The organism is Pseudolysinimonas kribbensis (genome assembly GCF_039531715.1).
GTDB classification, from domain to species: domain Bacteria; phylum Actinomycetota; class Actinomycetes; order Actinomycetales; family Microbacteriaceae; genus Pseudolysinimonas; species Pseudolysinimonas kribbensis.
Genome location: NZ_BAAAQO010000002.1, coordinates 373,567 through 390,698 on the forward strand (window position 1 = coordinate 373,567; position 17,132 = coordinate 390,698).

Here is a 17,132-nt window from a genome sequence, read left to right on the forward strand (position 1 = left end):
CCCGAAGGGGCCGCCGCACGCGCGGCGACCCCTTCGGGTCAGTATTACTTGCCGGCGACGCCGAACTGTCGGATGTCGGCAGGCAGTCCGGCGCGGTCCACGAAGGTCACGCCCTGCGACGTCGCCCACAGGCCGCTGGTCATCGTGACCGGGGCGGCGAGCGCCTGGTCGACCGCGTACTTGTTCAGCTCCTTGTAGATCGCCAGTGACTTGTCGGTGTCGACCGTCGTCGTGATCTTGTCGTACAGATCGGTGATGGTCGGGTCCGTGTACTTCTCCGGGTTGACCGTTCCGCCCTGCGGCGTGAAGTAGAGCGCTGCCGTGTACGGGTCGGAGACGATGCCCGACTGCTTCAGGTAGAGCTGGTACTGGCCGGTCAGGATGATGCTGGCCGTCTGCGACTCCGGGATCGGCACCCACTTCAGCTTGATGCCGACCGCCCCGAGCTCCTGCGACAGCGTCGGCTCGAACTGCGTGGTGGCCTGGCTGCTCGGGATCTCGATCGTGAAGCCGTCCGGGTAGCCGGCCGCGGCCAGCAGCTTCTTCGCCTTCGCCGGGTTGTAGGCGTACACCTTCTCGAGCTTCGAGTCGAAGACCTCGCGCGAGGGGAAGAAGACCTGATCGGTCGGCGTGGCGTAGCCCTGGAGGAGCTTCTTGGCGATGCCCTCGCGGTCGAGGGCGTAGTTGACGGCCTGACGGACCCGCACGTCCTTGAACTCCGGGTTGGCGCTCTTGCCGTACTTGTCGAGAAACAGCAGCCAGTACATCGTGCTCGCCGTGGTCTGCGTGACGGTGGCACCCGACACGGCCTTGGCCGCGGCCGCCTGCTGCGCCGTGACGGCGGTGGCGTTCACCTGTCCCGCCTTGAACGCGTTGAGCTGCGCGGTCGGGTCGTTGGTGATCGTGATGTTGATCGTCTTGAAGGGGAAGGCCTTGGCATCCCAGTAGTCCTTGCGCTTCTGCAGGACGTACTTGGTGCCGGCGACCGTCGCCTTGGTGTCGAGCGTGTACGGACCGGAGCCGATCGGGTTCGTGGCGATGTCCGGGCTGTTGAGGTCCGACGCCTTGGCGATCACGCCGGCCTCGCGCCCGAGCAGGGAGACCCACTTGGGGTCGTAGTTCTTGAAGTGCACCACGACCGTCTTGTCGTTCGTCGCCTCCGCGGAGTCCACCGCGGTGTCGATCGACTGGATGTAGCCCGCGGTGTTGACGCTGCGGTTGATGGTCGCCGCGACGTCCGACGCGTGCACGGCGCTGCCGTCGCTGAATGTCAGGCCGTTGCGCAACTCGATGGTGAGCGTCTTGCCGTCGGGTGAGTACGTCCACTTCTTGGCGGCCCACGGGGTGACGGCGCCGGTCTTCGGGTCCCAGTAGGCGAGCGACTCGTAGATCGAACCCCAGATGTACCGGCTGACGGTCGGCTGCATGAGGGCGGGATCGAGCGTGAGCGCGCTCGGCGGGATGGCGAGGTTCAGTGTGTCGGTGGCCGTCGACGAGGTCGACGATCCGGAGCCGGACGAAGGGTTGCCGGCGGAGCAGGCGGCCAGGGGCAGAGCGACGGCGAGTGCGGCCGCGACGGCCGCGACTCGAAACCGTCGCCGGGCAGGTGAGCGGAACAATTCAGACTCCCTCGTGTGAATGCGGTCAGGACCGGGTGGTGCGGGTCCGGGCGGCGCCCGGACCGTCGACGCGAACGCCGAGGTGACCGGGCCCGCGCCCCCGTCCGATCACACCGGCCCGATGGGGGCGCCGGGACACGATCGGCCGTGCCGGGAGCGTAACTCGGCTGTGCTAGATTCCACAATACGTAGTTTTGTTTCCGTATCATGGAATTGAGGCGACCATGCAGTATCGCGAACTCGGCAGCTCCAACGTCCTGGTCAGCCAGCTGTGTCTGGGAACGGGCGCCTTCGGCTACAACGAGTCGTGGGTCGGCGACCTCGGGGCCACCGGCGAGGCCGAGGCCTTCCGCATCATGGACGCCGCGCTCGACCTGGGCATCACCTTCTTCGACACCGCGAACGTCTACGGCAACCACGGCCGCGGCACGAGCGGCGACACCGAGCGCATCATCGGCAAGTGGTTCGCCCAGGGCGGCGGCCGGCGCGAGAAGGTCTTCCTCGGCACCAAGGTCGGGCGCACGATGTTCGACAACGACGACGACGGCGCGAACACCAAGGACGGCCTCTCGCTCTGGAAGATCCGTCGCCACCTCGAGGCGTCGCTCCGCCGCCTCGGCACCGATCACGTCGAGCTCGTGCACATGCACCGGATCGACCGCAACGCGCAGTGGGACCAGCTCTGGGAGGCCTTCGAGGGCTTCGTCCGCTCGGGCAAGCTCGACTACGTCGGCAGCAGCCAGGCCTACGCCTGGGAGATGATGAAGGCGCAGGAGGTCGCGCGCCGCCGCAACTTCATGGGTCTGGTCAGCACCCAGCACCGCTACGACATGCTGACCCGCGCCGCCGAGATCGAGGCGTTCCCCTGCGCGATCGATCAGGGCATCGGCGTCCTGCTGTTCAGCCCGATCCGGCGCGGGGTCTTCGCGGTCGACCTGCTGGAGCCCGACGACCACAAGATCCACGAGACCGACGTCTGGTACGTCGAGGCGTACCGTCCGCAGCTGACCGAGTACGCCAAGCTCTGCCACGACCTCGGCCTCAAGCCCGCCGTCGTGCATCTGGCCTGGCAGCTGACCCAGCCGGCGGTCACCGCGCCGATCATCGGGCCGGCCAACGTGCAGGAGCTCGAGGAGCTGGCCACGAGCGTCGACGTCACCCTCACCCCCGACGTGCTCGCCGAGATCGACCGGATCTTCCCGGCGCCCGAGGACCACTTCTATCCGAACCAGAACCCGCGCGTGGTCCGCCCGCTGTCGTGGGCCTGACCCGGACGGACGGCTGAGAGCACCCGCGTGCGCATCACGATCGCCGACGACGAGGTCGCCTTCGTCTCGGACAGCCACGGTGCCGAGTTGCACTCGCTCCGGTTCCTGGACGAGGAGCTCGACTACCTCTGGATGCCGCCCGAGCCCGGGCTGACGCGTACCTCGACCTGCTTCCCGCTGCTCGGCAGGCTTCCGGACGGCCGCTACGAGCTCGACGGGCGCGAGTACGAGATGCCGATGCACGGCTTCGCCCGCGACACCGAATTCGAGGTCATCGACCGGACGGACGCGAGCGTCACCTACGAGATGCGCGACACGCCCGCGACGCTCGCGACCTACCCGTTCCCGTTCCGGCTGCGAGTGCGGTACTCGCTCGAGGGGCCGACGCTGGTCACCGACTACGAGATCCACAACCCGGGCGAGGAGACGATGCTCTACTCGGTCGGATCGCATCCGCGGTTCACCTGCCCCGTCGATCCGGCCGAGGGTCTCGCGTTCACCGACCACCACCTCGCCTTCGATGCGCCCGAGGGACCGGAGAAGGTCGTGCGGACGTTCGGGCCGCGCTCGGCCATCGAGGACGCGTTCAGCGCCGACGGCCGCCGGCTGCGGCTCGACCCGAGCCAGTTCCCCGACGGCGCGTTCTGCCTCGGCGACCTGGCCTCCGATCGGGTCGTGCTCGGGAGCGACCAGACCCGCCGTGCGCTCGCGCTCGACCTCCCCGGTGCGACCTACCTGCAGGTCTGGAACGTGCCGGGCTCGCCGTTCGCCGCTCTCGAGCCCTGGTACGGCTCGATCAGCGGCAACCCGATGCGCGAGGAGGACGGCCACTGGGAGCGGCGCCGCGGCACGCTCGAGCTCGCACCCGGCGCGACGAAGACGATCTCGTTCCGGATCACACCGATCCGCTAACCGCGCCGCCCGGCACGTAGCGACCGTCGATCTGCTCGAACCAGATCTCGATCCGCCGCGGCCGGCCGCTCGACCGTCCCACCGTCGTGATCCCGATGACGCGGTCGGACGCGAGAGCCTGCTCGACGGATGCCACGACCTCGCGCTCACACGGCCAGGAACGCCTGCGCCTCCACGACGAGCGGTTCCCAGTCGCCCTCCGGCGGGATGCGCACCCACTCGCGCATGGTGCGCTCTCGGATCGTCATCGGCTCGCCCGCGGCGCTGTCGATGAGCGCGCGCACGCGCGCCTCGGGGAGCTTGATCATGAGCTCACCGCTCCCGCCGACGAACGCGAACACCTTGCCGCCGCGCCGCCACCCGGTCGTCGAGAACATCGGCCCCTGATCGACCGGCTCGCCGGCGAGGCGGTCGACGACGATCCGGTCGAGACGCTCCTGCCCCGCGATCCGCTGCTCGTTCACGAGGACCATCGTGTCCACGTCCGCCGACGTTGTCACGAGGCGTGAGCTGAGTCGAATCACGTCCGCACTCCTCTGGGAGTCTCCTGTGTCGATGATCCGCGCTGCGGCAGCGGCGTAGCGTCCGCGTCATGCAGAGCACGAAGGCCGGGCTGCTCGAGACGCTCGACACCCGCGACATCGGCCGGTTCTACATCTACCTGGCGATCCTGGCCACCATCGGCGGGTTCTTGTTCGGGTTCGACTCGTCGAACATCGGCTCGGCCCTGGTCTTCCTCCCCTTCAAGCTCAGCCCGTTGGCGATCGGCATCATCGTCGGCGGCGCGTCGCTGGGCTCGTTCGTGGGGGCGATTGCGGCCGGTCCGCTGACCGACCGATTCGGGCGCAAGTCCCTGCTGCTCGTGGACTCGGGCCTGTTCGCGCTCGGCTCGCTCATCTCGGCGTTCGCGTTCGAGCCGACCACGCTGATCATCGGGCGCGTCATCATCGGCATCGCGATCGGAGCCGACTCGGCGATCGCCACCGCCTACATCTCGGAGTTCGCGCCGAAGCGCCGCCGCGGGTCGCTCTCCATCATCCAGCAGTGGATGATCACCATCGGCATCCTGGCCGCGTACGTGATCGCCGTGATCGTGCTGGAGGTCGCCCCGAAGGCGGCGTCAACCATCGATTGGCGGATTCTGCTGGGCGTCGGATTCATCCCGGCGATCATCTCGCTCCTCCTGCGGGCTCGGATGCCGGAGTCCCCGCGCTGGCTGCTCGAACGCGGCCTGGAGGAGAAGGCGCTCAAGGCGTTCCAGACCCTCGGGGTGGAGGCGACGGCGGAGCAGGTGCACGCGGAGGCGGAGGCGGCACGGGCGCAGATGCAACGCGCGACCTCGAAGACGAAGTGGACGCCGCCGGTCAAGCGTGCGCTCGTCATCGTGTGCGTCTTCTTCATCTTCCAGCAGATCACCGGCATCAACGTCGCGTTCTACTACGGGCCCCATCTGCTGACGCCCTACTTCACCCACCCGGGCACGTCCATGGTGCAGTCGGAGGTCTTCGGCGTCATCGCCGCGGGCATCCTCGCCGTGGTGAATGTCATCGCCACGTATTTCGCGTTCCGCTTCATCGACACCGTGGGGCGCCGGCGGCTGGCCATCGGTGCGTACATCGGGATGGCGGTCTTCCTGCTCATCGGCTCGTACGGCGCGTCGTTCCTGTCCGGGGTGCCGCAACTCATCGTCATCATGGTCGGGTTCGCCCTGTTCATCGCCTGCTTCGCGATCGGGATCGGCGGAACGGGCTGGCTGCTGCAGGGCGAGGTGTTCCCGACGACGGTGCGCGGACGGGCATCCGGAATCGGCGCGGCGGTCGACTGGCTCGCGAACTACGGTCTCGTGCTGGCGTTCCCGATCATGCAGGCGGGGATCGGCCTCGGCTGGGTGATGATCGTGTTCGCGGGCCTGTGCGTGATCGGCGTCCTCTTCGTCTACTTCTTCCTGCCCGAGACGAAGGGGCACTCCGTCGATGAGATCGTGCGGCTGTTCGACGGGCCGGTCAATCGGAAGGATCCCGGGCAGCCGTCGGCGAGCGCCCGGTCGTGATCGGGAAGATGTGGGCGTTCGCGCTCTTGGCGATTTCCCAGGAAAAATAACGAACAGGTAACTAGACACCGTTACCTGTCCGTTATACATTTCAAGAGCGTTAGTTGTTTGCTGTGGCAGCTACCGCGGAATGTGATTGCAGGACACTCTTGGTGCAAGGGAGTGGGCCGGTCGCTTGCCTCTGCGACCGGCCCACAATCATTTAAGGCGCGCCCCGGTTTCGTAGGCTTGGCCGGGTGAACGACCGTCGAGAGGCCGTGGACGCCTGGGAGGCGCTCTACCGCGCGCAGGTCGCCGTGCTGCGTCGGCTGCGCGCCGTCTTCCCCGACGACGAGATCTCCATCAGCGAGTACGACGTGCTCTTCAACCTCTCGCGCACACCCGGCGGTGCCGCCCGCATCCGAGACCTCAATCGCCGCCTGCTGCTCACCCAGCCGAGCGTGAGTCGCCTGCTCGACCGGATCGCCGCACGCGGCCTGGTCACGAAGAGCGACGACCCGAGCGACGCGCGCGGCACGATCGTGACGCTGACCGAGGAGGGCGCCGCGGTGTTCCGCCGCGTGGGCAGCCACCACGCGGCCGCGATCGCCGAGCTCATGTCGGTGCTCGAACCCGACGAGCTACGGGATCTCGCCCGCCTCACCGACAAGCTGCGGCACGAAGTCGACCCGTTGTGACCTCGCCCGCCGTCGTCTGGTTGCGCGACGATCTGCGGATCGCGGACAACCCGGCGCTGCGGGCGGGGGTCGATCGGGGCGGCCCGGTCGTCGCGCTGTACGTGCTCGACGACGAGAGCCCCGGTATCCGGCCCCTCGGCGGTGCGACGAGGTGGTGGCTTCATCACAGCCTCGCGGCGCTCGACGACGCGGTGGCGTCGCGGGGAGGCAGGCTCGTGCTGCGGCGCGGTCCCGCCGCTGCCGTGGTGCCCACCGTCGTCGCCGAGACCGGCGCCGGTGCCGTGTTCTGGAACCGGCGGTACGGTGCGAGCCGCGAGATCGACGCCCGGCTCAAGGCGACGCTGCGCGCCGACGGAGTCGAAGTGGCGAGCTTCGCCGCGAACCTGCTGCACGAGCCATGGACCGTGGCGACCGGGCGCGGGGGCGCGTTCCAGGTGTTCACACCGTTCTGGCGGGCGGCGCAGCAGCTGCCGGTCCGGGAGCCCGTCCCCACGCCCCGCGAGGTGCCCGGACCGCGGCAGGTCGACTCCGAGGAGCTCCATGCGTGGGCGCTGCTGCCGACGCGGCCGGACTGGGCCGCCGGCCTCCGCGCCCGCTGGGAGCCCGGCGAGGACGCCGCGCACCGGCGGGTCGAGCGCTTCGCCACGGAGGTGCTGGCCGACTATCACGAGCGCGACATCCCGGCGCAGGAGGCGACCTCCCTGCTCAGCCCCCGGCTGCGATTCGGCGAGCTCAGCCCCGTGCAGCTCTGGCATCGCGTGCACGGCGAGCTCAGTGCGGCGGCCCGGCGCAATGTCGGCGCGTTCCTGCGCGAGCTGGGGTGGCGCGAGTTCGACGCGAGCATCCTGTACCACCGCCCCGACGTCGCAGAGCGCAACGTCCGCGCGGAGTTCGACGCGTTCCCGTGGCAGCCGCCGCGGGAGGCGGAGCTCGCGGCCTGGCAGCAGGGCCGCACCGGCATCCCGCTCGTGGATGCCGGCATGCGCGAGCTGTGGACGACCGGCTACCTGCCGAACCGGGTGCGCATGGTCGTGGCGAGCTTCCTGGTCAAGAACCTGCTCGCCGACTGGCGGATCGGCGAGGCCTGGTTCTGGGACACGCTCGTCGACGCCGACGAGGCGGACAACCCCGCCAACTGGCAGTGGGTCGCGGGCTCGGGGGCCGACGCGGCGCCCTACTTCCGGGTGTTCAACCCGGAGCTGCAGGCGCGCAGGTTCGACCCGCACGGCGAGTACGTGCGGCGGTGGGTGCCCGAGGCCGGCACCGATGCCTACCGGACACCGATCGTCGACCTCGCCGCGTCGCGTGCGGACGCCCTCGCGGCGTTCGAGCACATGCGGGCCGCGAACCGCTAGCGCGCAGCGGGCGGGCGGCCTCCCACGATCCCGATGGCGCGGGCCGCCGTGGCGATGCCGCTCCCGACCGCCGCGGCGAGCCCGGCGCCGCCGAGCCGCGCGGCGAGGAAACCGGCGGCCATCGCGTCGCCCGCACCGGTGGGATCGACGAGCGTCGCCGCCGGCACGGGCACCTCGAGCACCGCGGAGCCGCCCTCGGCCGCGAGCACGGGGAGCGATCCCCGCGTCACGACCGCCGTGCCGTGCCGCACGGCGAGCGCCGACGTCGCGGCCGACGGGTCGTCGGTCGCGGTGAGCAGCGCGGCCTCGTCGAGGTTGGCCAGCAGCACGTCGACGCCGGCGGTGTCGGCGGCGAAGCGCTCGACGCCGTAGTCGGCGATGTACCCGACCGACCCCGGATTCATCGAGACGGTGATCCCGCGCTCGTGCGCACGTTCGATGAGCCGCCGGATGCCCGGTGCCCGCGGTCCGTCGAACAGGCTGTACCCCGTCACGTGCAGCCACCCGGCGGCGTCGAGCAGCTCGTCGGTGACCTGCCCCTGATCCAGCGCCGCGTTCGCGCCCCGGTCGGTGAGCATCGCCCGCCCGTCCCCGTCGACGACGATGACGATCGTCGCGGTCTCGAGGCCGTCGGCGATGCCGAGATGCGGCACGACGCCGTGGGCGGCGAGCCGGTCGGCGTGCTGGGCCGCGTCCGCCAGCCCCACGCTGCCGACGAAGTCGACCGGCGCTCCCAGAGCACCGAGCCACGCGGCCGAGTTCGCGGCCGAACCGCCCGCGGCCCGGCGGATGCGCGCCGTCGTGTCGGTATCGGGGCGCACCGCGGTGACCGGCACGACGACGATGTCGTTGACCACGTCGCCGACGCAGACGATCCGCGCGCCGGTCATCGTCACCTACGGGCGGCCCACGCGATCGCGACCTCGGCCGCGACCCGCACGTTATTGCGGGCCAGGTCGAGGTTGACCTCGAGGCTGCGGCCGCCGGAGAGCTCGACGATGCGGCCGAGCAGGAACGGTGTGACGGCCTTGCCGCGGAGCCCGGCGGTGTCCGCCTCGGCGAGGGCGGCATCCAGGATCCGGTCGTGCTCCCCCGGATCCCACTCCTCGGCCTCGGGCACCGGATTGGCGACCAGGATCCCCGCGCTCGACCCGCCCTCGTCGCGCGCCGCCATGATCGCGGCGACCTCCTCGGCGCCCTCGACGGTCCAGTCCAGGTCGTGGCCGGAGTCCCGCAGCCAGAACGCGGGGAAGCGGCGCGTTCGGTAGCCGACGACCGGCACCGAGAGCGTCTCGAGCCGCTCGAGCGTCGCGGCGATGTCGAGCACGCTCTTCACGCCCGCGCTCACGACCGTGATGGGCGTGGCGGCGAGGGTGGGGAGGTCGGCCGACTCGTCGAAGGAGTCGCTCGCCCCGCGGTGCACGCCGCCGAGCCCGCCGGTCGCGAACACCCGCACACCGGCGCGGTTCGCGAGGTGCGCCGTGGCGGCGACCGTCGTGGCGCCGGACGCCCCGCGCGCGGCGAGGATCGGGAGGTCGCGCACGCTGGCCTTCGCGAGGTCGTCCTCGGCGATCCGGCGCACGCCCTCGGCGTCGAGCCCGACGTGCGCCACCCCGTCGAGCACGGCGACGGTCGCGGGCGTCACGCCCGCGTCGCGCAGCTGCTGCTCGAACTCGAGCGCGGCCGCGTGGTTGCGGGGGTGCGGCAGGCCGTGCGAGATGATCGTCGACTCGAGCGCCACGACGGGACGCCGTGCGGCGATCGCATCGGCGACCTCGGCCGACAGGGTGAGCGCGACCACCTCAGGAACGCGCGGCGGCCGTGCGACGCGTCGTGCTCTTCTTCTCGGCGGCCTTCGTGTCGGGCGCCTTCTTCTCCGCGGCCTTCGCGCCCGTCTTGGCACCCGTCTTCGCGGCGGCCGTCGTCGCGCGCCGGCGGGCCGGCGCGGCGGCCGCGGGGGCGACATCCGGCACGATCTTGCGCGGGTTGAACGTGCCGGCCGGGTCGGTCGCCTCGAACAGTCCGCGCATGACGGCCACGCCCTCGGGCGAGATGTCCTGCTCGAGCCACGGCGAGTGCTCGACGCCCACGCCGTGGTGGTGCGAGATCGAGCCGCCGTTGTCGACGAACGCCTGCTGGATCGCGCGCTTCACCGTGTCGTACTCGCCGATCGGGTCGTCGCCGAAGACGAACGCGAACGTGAAGTAGAGGCACGCGCCCGAGTGGTACGAGTGCGAGAGGTGGGCCATGATCCAGCCCTGGATGCCGATCTCGTCGAACGCCTTCTCCGCCGCCGCGACGACGGCGTCGTAGAGCGGGATGACCTGCGACCACGGCATGGCCGACTCGGAGACGTCGCCCGCGGCGCCCCGGTCGAGCAGGAAGTCGCGCAGGTACGGGGTGTCGAACTTCTTCTGGTCGTAGAGCACGCCGGGACCGGTGCCGACGCCGAGGCCTCCGTGCTTCTTGATGATCGCCTCGACGAGCTTGCGCTGGCGCTTGGCGTACGACTCCTCGCCCTCGTAGCCGATGAACGAGAGGCAGATGTCTTCGAGGTTCTTCCACCCCTTGCGGCGCATGAGGAACGGCAGCACCGTGTCGGCGGCGAACTTGTCGAAGCCGTGGCGTTCCTTGCTCGTCGCGAGCGAGAAGCCCGACTCGCGCGCGTCCGAGACGCGCGTGATCGAGGGGTGGGCATCCGACTCGGCGACCTCCTGCATCGCCTCGACGCCCGCGCGCCAGTTCGGGAAGAAGTAGGCGTAGACGTCGCGCTTGGCCGGGATCCGGTGCACCTGCACCGTGACCTCGGTGATGACGCCGAGGCGCCCCTCGCTGCCGAGGATCATCTCGCGCACGCTCGGGCCGTTCGACGCCGACGGGATGCCGCGGATCACGAGCGCGCCGCTGCGGCCGTCGGTGCTCGGCCGCACGACGCGCAAGCCCCGGGCGATGTCGGCGATGTCGCCGTACTTGTCGGACTGCATGCCGGAGCTGCGGGTCGCGACCCAGCCGCCGAGGGTGGAGTGGGTGAAGCTGTCGGGGAAGTGGCCCAGGGTCCAGCCCTGCGCGCCCAGCTGCTCCTCCATGTCGGGGCCGAGCACGCCGGCCTGGATGCGGGCCAGGCCCGACGTCTCGTCGATCGACACGACCTTGTTGAGCCGGCCGAGGTCGAGCGAGATGACCGTGCGCTTCTCCTCGGAGCGGGGCTCGAGGCTGCCGGCGATGTTGCTGCCGCCGCCGAACGGGATGATGACCGCGTTCTCGGCGACCGCGGCGTCCACGATCGCCTGCACCTGCTGCTCGTCGTCGGGGTAGACGACGACGTCGACGTAGCGCTCGACGGCGTTCGCGCGCATGCGCACGAGGTCGCGCAGGCTCTTGCCGTAGGTGTGGACGACGCGCTCCATCGGGTCGATCGTCGCGTCGTCCGCGCCGACGATCCCCTGCAGCGTCTTCAGGAAGGCCTGCTTCACGACCGGTCCGGCGATCGACAGGTCGTCGAAGACGGGCGGGTCGACGGGTTGGGCCTGGTGCAGGTCGAGGCCGACGGCCTTCAGCACGAAGGGGGCGAAGCCGGGCTTGTCCTCCCAATGGAAGCCGACGCCCTCGACGCCCCACCCCCACCACTTCATGTGCTTGACATCGCTCATGTGGACACTCCTCCGGGCTCTGTCCCAGCCTGCTGATCGGTCTTCGAAGCGAGGATACGCGGACCGTGCTCCGCGATCAGGCCCTCGATGACGACCTTCACCCGCGCCATGAACTCGGCCGCGGTCTCACCGGGCTCGGCCTGCATCGGCTCGGCGTACACGACGCCGACCGGCAGCCGGCCGGGCTTGGGCCAGCTCGAGCCGCGCGGGTGCGCCTCGCCGGCGCCGATGAGGGCGACCGGTAGCACCGGCACGCCCACGGAGGTGGCGAGCGCCGCCGCCCCCGGCTTGAACGCGTGCAGCTTGAGATCCTTCGAGCGCGTGCCCTCGGGGAAGACCAGGAGCGGCACCCCGCGCTGCAGGAGCTCCTTGGCGCTCACCCGGCGCGGGTGATTGCCGCTGCGGTCGACCGGGAACGCGTTGAAGAACAGGGCCGTCAGCCCGCGACGCCACCAGACGTCGAAGAAGTAGTCGGCGGCGGCGCCCGCCGCGAGGTAGCGCGACATCCGCCGCGGGAGCGAGCCGAGGATGAGGGGGGCGTCGAGGTGGGAGGAGTGGTTGGCGACCACCACGAAGGCCCCGCTCGTCTTGCGCACCTTCTCGCGCCCGATGATCTGCACCGTCACGAGCGACCAGACGACCGGCTTCAGGATGAGATGCTGCGCCACGAAGCGGCCGGCAGCGTGCCCCTTCGAATTGAACCGGTCGCGTGTGGGCTTCGCCGCGACGTCGTCGGTCATTGGCTAACCGTATCGCGCCGGCGCAAAGCGATCCTGCGGGAGACGGCGCGCATCGACGTGCTCGGCAGGTGCCGGGTGAACCAGGTGAGCACCTTGAAGCGCACGCTGGGGATGGAGATGACCTTGCCACGATCCGCGTCGCGCAGGCAGCGCTCGACGAGGTAGTCGGCGTCGAGCCAGAGGAAGCCCGGGATGCTGGAGGAGCGCAGCTCGGCGCGCTGATGGAACTGCGTGTGCACCCACCCCGGCTCGAGGTCGGTGACCGTGACGCCGGTGCCGTGCAGCTCGTTGGCGAGCACCTCGCTGTAGGTGTTGACCCACGCCTTGATCGCCGAATACGCGTTCATCGAGGTCTCGCCCGAGACGCTGCCGACGTTGATGATCGCGCCGCGGCCGCGGCCGCGCATCTGCTCCGCCGCCGCCGCGCCGAGCACGAAGACCGCGCGGATCATGACGTCGAAGGCACGCTCGTGCTCCGCGACATCCGGGGTGACCAGGCGGGTGCGCAGGCCGAACCCCGCGTTGTTGACCAGGACGTCGATGGGGCGGCCGGTATCGCGCAGCCGCTCGGCGACCCGTGACGTGTCGGCGCGGTCGGAGAGGTCGGCGGTGATCGTCTCGACATGGCTGCCGAGCGCGCGCAATTCGGCCGCCATCGCCTCCAGCGGCCCGGCCGATCGGGCCACCAGCACGATGTCGTGCCCGCGCTTCGCGAGCGCCCGCGCGAAGGCCGCACCGATGCCCGACGTGCCGCCGGTGACCAGCGCCGTGCCCACGGGGATGCCCATGTGGCTTACGATACGGTGCTAGCGGATGCGGCCACCTGCCTTCGGGGTGCCCCCGCACCGGCCAGGAAGGGCCCGCTCCGATGACCCCCCAGCACTCCGACGCGTCGAGCGCGACGCTCGCGTCGGCGACGCCCGGGGAACCCGCCGGTGATCACGCGTTCGACATCCGCGAGTTCGCCCGCACGGCACGGGGCAATCTGCGCGACCAGCTCGACCTGAGCGGGATCGCCCCGGGCAACCTGCCGGTCGAGGTGCTGCGCCTCGTGCGCACGCTGCGCGACCTCGAGCGCGCCACCATGCAGCGCATGCGCAACGTGCTCGTGACGGCCACCCACAAGGACGCGCGGGTCACCGCCTTCCTCACCACGTGGGCGTTCGAGAAGTTCTGGATCGCCGACGCGCTCGACGCCGTGCTCGACGCCGCCGGCGAGGAGCGCGCGTCGACCGAGTTCACGGCCGCGCCGCGTCGGTCGCTGCGCGAGCGCATCGAGCGGCGCGGCCCGGTCCGGCGCGCCCTCGCCGCGAACATGGCCGGCCCGGCCCTCGTCGACGCGCACATCACGACGCAGCTGGTCGACGAGTGGATCGGCCAGACCGCCTATCGCAAGCTCGGCGAGCTCGCCTCGACGCTCGGCTCCGTGGTCGAGCTGGTGCTCGACGTCAAGTCCCGCCACATCCGCTTCTTCACGGAGGAGGCGCAGCGTCGGCTCACCGACTCGCGCCGCGGACGCCGCCTGACCCGCAAGGAGCTGCGCCGGATGGCATGGCCGGTCGGCGCGACCGAACTCCCGTCCGACGAGCGCGCGGCCTTCGAGGCGACCGTGTTCGGCGGCGCCTCGGGGCCGACCGAGCGGGGCCGGATCGCCTCGCTCATCGCCTCCCTCCCCGGTATGCAGTCCGTCGCCCCGATGGTCGCCACCAGGCTTGCTCCGTGACGCCGAAGCGCGCCGCGACCGACCTCGGCCGTGCGCACGTCTTCCTGACGGGCGGCACGGGTTTTGTGGGACAGGCGATCCTCGAGCGGCTGCTGGCCGACCATCCGGAGACGACGATCTCGCTCCTCGTGCGCGGCAAGGGCTCGGCCGGCGGCGCGGACCGCCTCCGCACCCTGCTGCGCAAACCGGTCTTCAAGGCATGGCGCGAGAAGGTGGGCGACGCCGTCGTCGAGAAGGCGGTCGCCGAGCGCATCCGGATCGTCGACGGGTCGCTGTCGCGCGTGCCGGAGCTGCCGAAGGACCTCGACGTCGTCATCCACTCCGCGGCGTCGGTCTCGTTCGACCCGCCCATCGACCAGGCGTTCGACACCAACGTCGGCGGCGCGATGAACCTCTATGAGGCGCTGCTCGCGACGGGCGGCGACCCGCACGTCGTGCACGTCTCCACCTGCTACGTCGGCGGCCTGCGCCGGGGCGTCCAGCAGGAGGCCAGCCTCGTGCACAACGTCGACTGGCGCGCCGAGTACGCCGCCGCGCGCTCCGCACGCGAGGAGATCGAGCTGGTCTCGCGCCGCCCCGAGACGCTGCGCCGGTTCATGGACGCCGCGCGGGAGCAGCACGGCAAGCAGGGCCCGCAGGCGGTGGCGAAGGCGACCGAGGCGGCGCGTATCGAGTGGGTAGAAGCCGAGCTGGTGGATGCCGGCCGTGCCCGCGCCCAGAGCCTCGGCTGGACCGACGTGTACACCCTCACGAAGGCGAGCGCAGAGCGCGCCGCGGAGGAGCTGTGGGCCCAGAACGGGCACCGCCTCTCGATCGTGCGTCCCACGATCATCGAGTCCGCGCTGCACCATCCGTTCCCCGGCTGGATCGACGGCTTCAAGGTCGCCGACCCGCTGATCATCGCCTACGGCCGCGGGCAGCTGCCCGAGTTCCCGGGCCTGCCCGACTCGATCCTCGACCTGATCCCGGTCGACCTCGTCGTCAACACGGTGCTCGCCGCCGCGGCCAACCCCGAGAAGCCGCGCGAGCCGCAGTACTTCCACGTGAGCTCGGGCGCCTCCAACCCGTTGCCGTTCCACCGCATGTTCGACAACGTCAATCGCTACTTCCTCGAGCATCCGATGCCCAAGCCCGGCGAGCCGGGCGAGATCCGGGTGCCGACGTGGAAGTTCCCCGGCGGGCGCAAGGTCGAGCGCGGGCTGGTGCGCAAGGAGAAGGCGGCCGCGCGCGGCGCCGCGGTGCTGCGGCTGCTGCCGAAGACGCCGGCCGTGCGCCGCAACCTCGCCAAGCTCGAGACCGGCGTGCACGACCTCGGCACGCTGCGCAACTTCACGCAGCTGTACCGCGCCTACGTGCAGACGGAGATCATCTTCGACGACACGAACACGCGGGCGCTGAACGACGCGATCCCGAAGACCAAGCGCGCCGACCGCGGCATCGACGTGCCGGGCATCGACTGGGAGGACTACCTCCAGAACGTGCACTTCCCGGCGATCACCGGCATGACGCGGGCGTACTCCAAGCGCGCCTCGGCGGCGTCCGCCGCGGCGACGCCGAAGAAGCGCCCGGCGCTGTCCGAGCGCAAGGACGTCGTCGCCGTCTTCGACCTCGAGGGCACCGTCGTCGACTCGACGATCGTGCACCAGTACCTCTGGGTGCGATCCGCGGGCTTCCGCAAGGCCGCCTGGCCGGCCGAGTTCGCGCGGCTCGTCGCCGCCGCCCCCGGCTACCTCCGCACCGATCGCCGCGACCGGGGCGAGTTCATCCGCGCCTTCCTCCGCCGCTATCAGGGGATGCCGGTCTCCCGCCTCGAGCGGATCGTGCAGGGCGGCTACGGCGACACGCTCCTGCGCCACACGAGCCCGGACGCGATCGCCGCGATCAAGGCGCATCGCGAGGCGGGGCATCGCACGGTGCTCGTCACGGGCTCGATCGGCACGCTCGTGCTGCCGCTCGCCGGCCTGTTCGATGAGGTGGTCGCGAGCGACATGCACTCGCGCGACGGCGTGCTCACCGGGTTCCTCGACCGTCCGCCGCTCGTGGCGGAGGCCCGCGCGGCGTGGCTGCAGCGCTACGCGGAGCAGAACGGGCTCGACCTCGCGGAGTCGTACGGCTACGGGGACTCGCACGCCGATCTCGGCTGGCTGGAGCTGCTCGGGCACCCGCACGCCGTCAATCCGGACACCCAGCTGCTGCGCGAGGCGCAGCGGCGGCACTGGCGCATCGACAGCTGGAAACGCAGCGCTCGTTCACCCAAGCGTGATGAGATAGCGGCACCGGCCCGGTAGGAAGGACGAGGCGATGGCCTTCGACATCGACAAATACACGACGAACTCCAAGTCCGTCGCGTGGGACGACCTCGACTTCGACGCGTTCGACACTGACCCGCTGCCGCCCGAGACGCTGCGCACGCTGCGCTACATGGCCGACGTCGAGTACCACACCGTCTGCTACCTCCGGGATCTGCTGACCACCCCGTCGCACAAGGAGCCGGAGATCGGCGCCTTCATGACGATGTGGAACCGCGAGGAGTTCTGGCACGGCGAGGCGCTCGCGACGGTGCTCGGCAAGCACGGGATCACGCTCGACTTCGACGAGCTCAAGGCCAACCGCGTGAAGCTGGGCTGGAAGGACCGCCTCGATCCGATCAAGCAGTCGCTCATGGGCGGCCTGGTCGGGCACGACTTCGTCGCGGTGCACATGTCGTGGGGCGCCGTCAACGAGTGGTCGGCCAACGCCGCGTACCTCCGGCTGGCCAAGCAGCAGAACCACCCGGTGCTCGGGGAGCTGCTGAAGCGGATCGCCGCGCAGGAGACCAAGCACGTCGCGTTCTACGCGTCGCAGGCCCGCGCCCGCCTGGCGGACAGCAAGAAGGCGCAGGTCATCACCCGGTTCGCGCTGCGCAAGTTCTGGCGGCCGGTCGGCTCCGGCATCAGCCCGGACTCCGAGGTGGAGCACGTCATGGGCGCGCTGTTCGCGGGATCCGAAGGCCGCAAGCTCATCCAGGACGTCGACTCGCACATCGCGAAGCTCCCCGGCATGGAGGGCCTGCGGATCGTCGAGAACTCGCTCGAGCGCTTCAACATCTCCGCCGAGGACGAGGTGCCGTCCGGCGAGCTCGTCGCCGCCTGACCCTTT

Annotated in this window: 16 protein-coding genes; 8 read left to right on the plus strand and 8 right to left on the minus strand. The window is 70.6% G+C overall.

What is annotated here, in order from left to right:
- Positions 1-44 precede the first annotated feature (44 nt).
- Complete coding sequence (locus tag ABD285_RS02490; protein WP_284253709.1) at positions 45-1,619, minus strand: ABC transporter substrate-binding protein; 1,575 nt, start codon at positions 1,617-1,619, stop codon at positions 45-47.
- Between the two features lie 224 nt (positions 1,620-1,843).
- Here ABD285_RS02490 and ABD285_RS02495 point away from each other — a divergent pair, with 224 nt between their 5' ends.
- The gene (locus tag ABD285_RS02495) at positions 1,844-2,887 is read left to right on the plus strand and encodes an aldo/keto reductase (protein WP_284253710.1); all 1,044 of its coding nucleotides are present in this window, start codon (positions 1,844-1,846) and stop codon (positions 2,885-2,887) included.
- Between the two features lie 27 nt (positions 2,888-2,914).
- Positions 2,915-3,799 carry an aldose epimerase family protein gene (locus ABD285_RS02500; RefSeq protein WP_284253711.1) on the plus strand — a complete coding sequence of 295 codons (885 nt, stop codon included), beginning with the start codon at positions 2,915-2,917 and terminating at the stop codon, positions 3,797-3,799.
- Here the strand turns inward: ABD285_RS02500 and ABD285_RS02505 are convergent.
- Together ABD285_RS02505 and ABD285_RS02510 are read right to left on the minus strand one after the other, a co-directional pair.
- The gene (locus ABD285_RS02505) at positions 3,783-3,935 is read right to left on the minus strand and encodes a hypothetical protein (protein WP_284253712.1); all 153 of its coding nucleotides are present in this window, start codon (positions 3,933-3,935) and stop codon (positions 3,783-3,785) included. The genes ABD285_RS02500 and ABD285_RS02505 overlap by 17 nt on opposite strands.
- A gap of 10 nt (positions 3,936-3,945) precedes the next feature.
- The gene (locus tag ABD285_RS02510; RefSeq protein WP_284253713.1) at positions 3,946-4,281 is read right to left on the minus strand and encodes a hypothetical protein; all 336 of its coding nucleotides are present in this window, start codon (positions 4,279-4,281) and stop codon (positions 3,946-3,948) included.
- Positions 4,282-4,391: 110 nt separating this feature from the next.
- On the opposite strand from ABD285_RS02510, the gene ABD285_RS02515 reads away from it, so the two are divergent.
- From ABD285_RS02515 to ABD285_RS02525, 3 genes are all read left to right on the plus strand, one after another.
- On the plus strand, positions 4,392-5,849 hold the full coding sequence (locus tag ABD285_RS02515) for a sugar porter family MFS transporter (protein WP_284253714.1): 1,458 nt from the start codon (positions 4,392-4,394) through the stop codon (positions 5,847-5,849).
- Between the two features lie 236 nt (positions 5,850-6,085).
- Positions 6,086-6,526, plus strand: coding sequence for a MarR family winged helix-turn-helix transcriptional regulator (locus ABD285_RS02520; protein WP_284253715.1), 441 nt, complete (start codon positions 6,086-6,088; stop codon positions 6,524-6,526).
- Positions 6,523-7,881 (plus strand): cryptochrome/photolyase family protein, encoded by a 1,359-nt coding sequence (locus ABD285_RS02525; RefSeq protein WP_284253716.1) that lies wholly within the window; start codon positions 6,523-6,525, stop codon positions 7,879-7,881. Before ABD285_RS02520 ends, ABD285_RS02525 begins: the two co-directional genes overlap by 4 nt.
- Here the strand turns inward: ABD285_RS02525 and ABD285_RS02530 are convergent.
- The 5 genes from ABD285_RS02530 to ABD285_RS02550 are packed head-to-tail and all read right to left on the minus strand — an operon-like array spanning position 7,878 to position 13,059.
- Positions 7,878-8,771: a carbohydrate kinase family protein gene (locus ABD285_RS02530; RefSeq protein WP_284255647.1), complete on the minus strand. Its 894-nt coding sequence runs from the start codon at positions 8,769-8,771 to the stop codon at positions 7,878-7,880. The genes ABD285_RS02525 and ABD285_RS02530 overlap by 4 nt on opposite strands.
- Before the next feature lie 2 nt (positions 8,772-8,773).
- The gene (locus ABD285_RS02535) at positions 8,774-9,682 is read right to left on the minus strand and encodes a pseudouridine-5'-phosphate glycosidase (protein ID WP_344200005.1); all 909 of its coding nucleotides are present in this window, start codon (positions 9,680-9,682) and stop codon (positions 8,774-8,776) included.
- A gap of 1 nt (position 9,683) precedes the next feature.
- On the minus strand, positions 9,684-11,531 hold the full coding sequence (locus ABD285_RS02540) for an FAD-binding oxidoreductase (RefSeq protein ID WP_344200007.1): 1,848 nt from the start codon (positions 11,529-11,531) through the stop codon (positions 9,684-9,686).
- The gene (locus ABD285_RS02545; RefSeq protein ID WP_344200010.1) at positions 11,528-12,271 is read right to left on the minus strand and encodes a lysophospholipid acyltransferase family protein; all 744 of its coding nucleotides are present in this window, start codon (positions 12,269-12,271) and stop codon (positions 11,528-11,530) included. The genes ABD285_RS02540 and ABD285_RS02545 overlap by 4 nt, the downstream gene beginning before the upstream one ends.
- On the minus strand, positions 12,268-13,059 hold the full coding sequence (locus ABD285_RS02550; protein WP_284253720.1) for an SDR family NAD(P)-dependent oxidoreductase: 792 nt from the start codon (positions 13,057-13,059) through the stop codon (positions 12,268-12,270). Before ABD285_RS02550 ends, ABD285_RS02545 begins: the two co-directional genes overlap by 4 nt.
- An 80-nt stretch (positions 13,060-13,139) precedes the next feature.
- On the opposite strand from ABD285_RS02550, the gene ABD285_RS02555 reads away from it, so the two are divergent.
- The 3 genes from ABD285_RS02555 to ABD285_RS02565 are packed head-to-tail and all read left to right on the plus strand — an operon-like array spanning position 13,140 to position 17,126.
- The gene (locus ABD285_RS02555) at positions 13,140-13,994 is read left to right on the plus strand and encodes a hypothetical protein (RefSeq protein WP_344200014.1); all 855 of its coding nucleotides are present in this window, start codon (positions 13,140-13,142) and stop codon (positions 13,992-13,994) included.
- On the plus strand, positions 13,991-16,282 hold the full coding sequence (locus ABD285_RS02560) for an SDR family oxidoreductase (protein WP_284253722.1): 2,292 nt from the start codon (positions 13,991-13,993) through the stop codon (positions 16,280-16,282). The genes ABD285_RS02555 and ABD285_RS02560 overlap by 4 nt, the downstream gene beginning before the upstream one ends.
- 13 nt (positions 16,283-16,295) lie before the next feature.
- On the plus strand, positions 16,296-17,126 hold the full coding sequence (locus ABD285_RS02565; protein WP_284253723.1) for a ferritin-like domain-containing protein: 831 nt from the start codon (positions 16,296-16,298) through the stop codon (positions 17,124-17,126).
- Positions 17,127-17,132 lie beyond the last annotated feature (6 nt).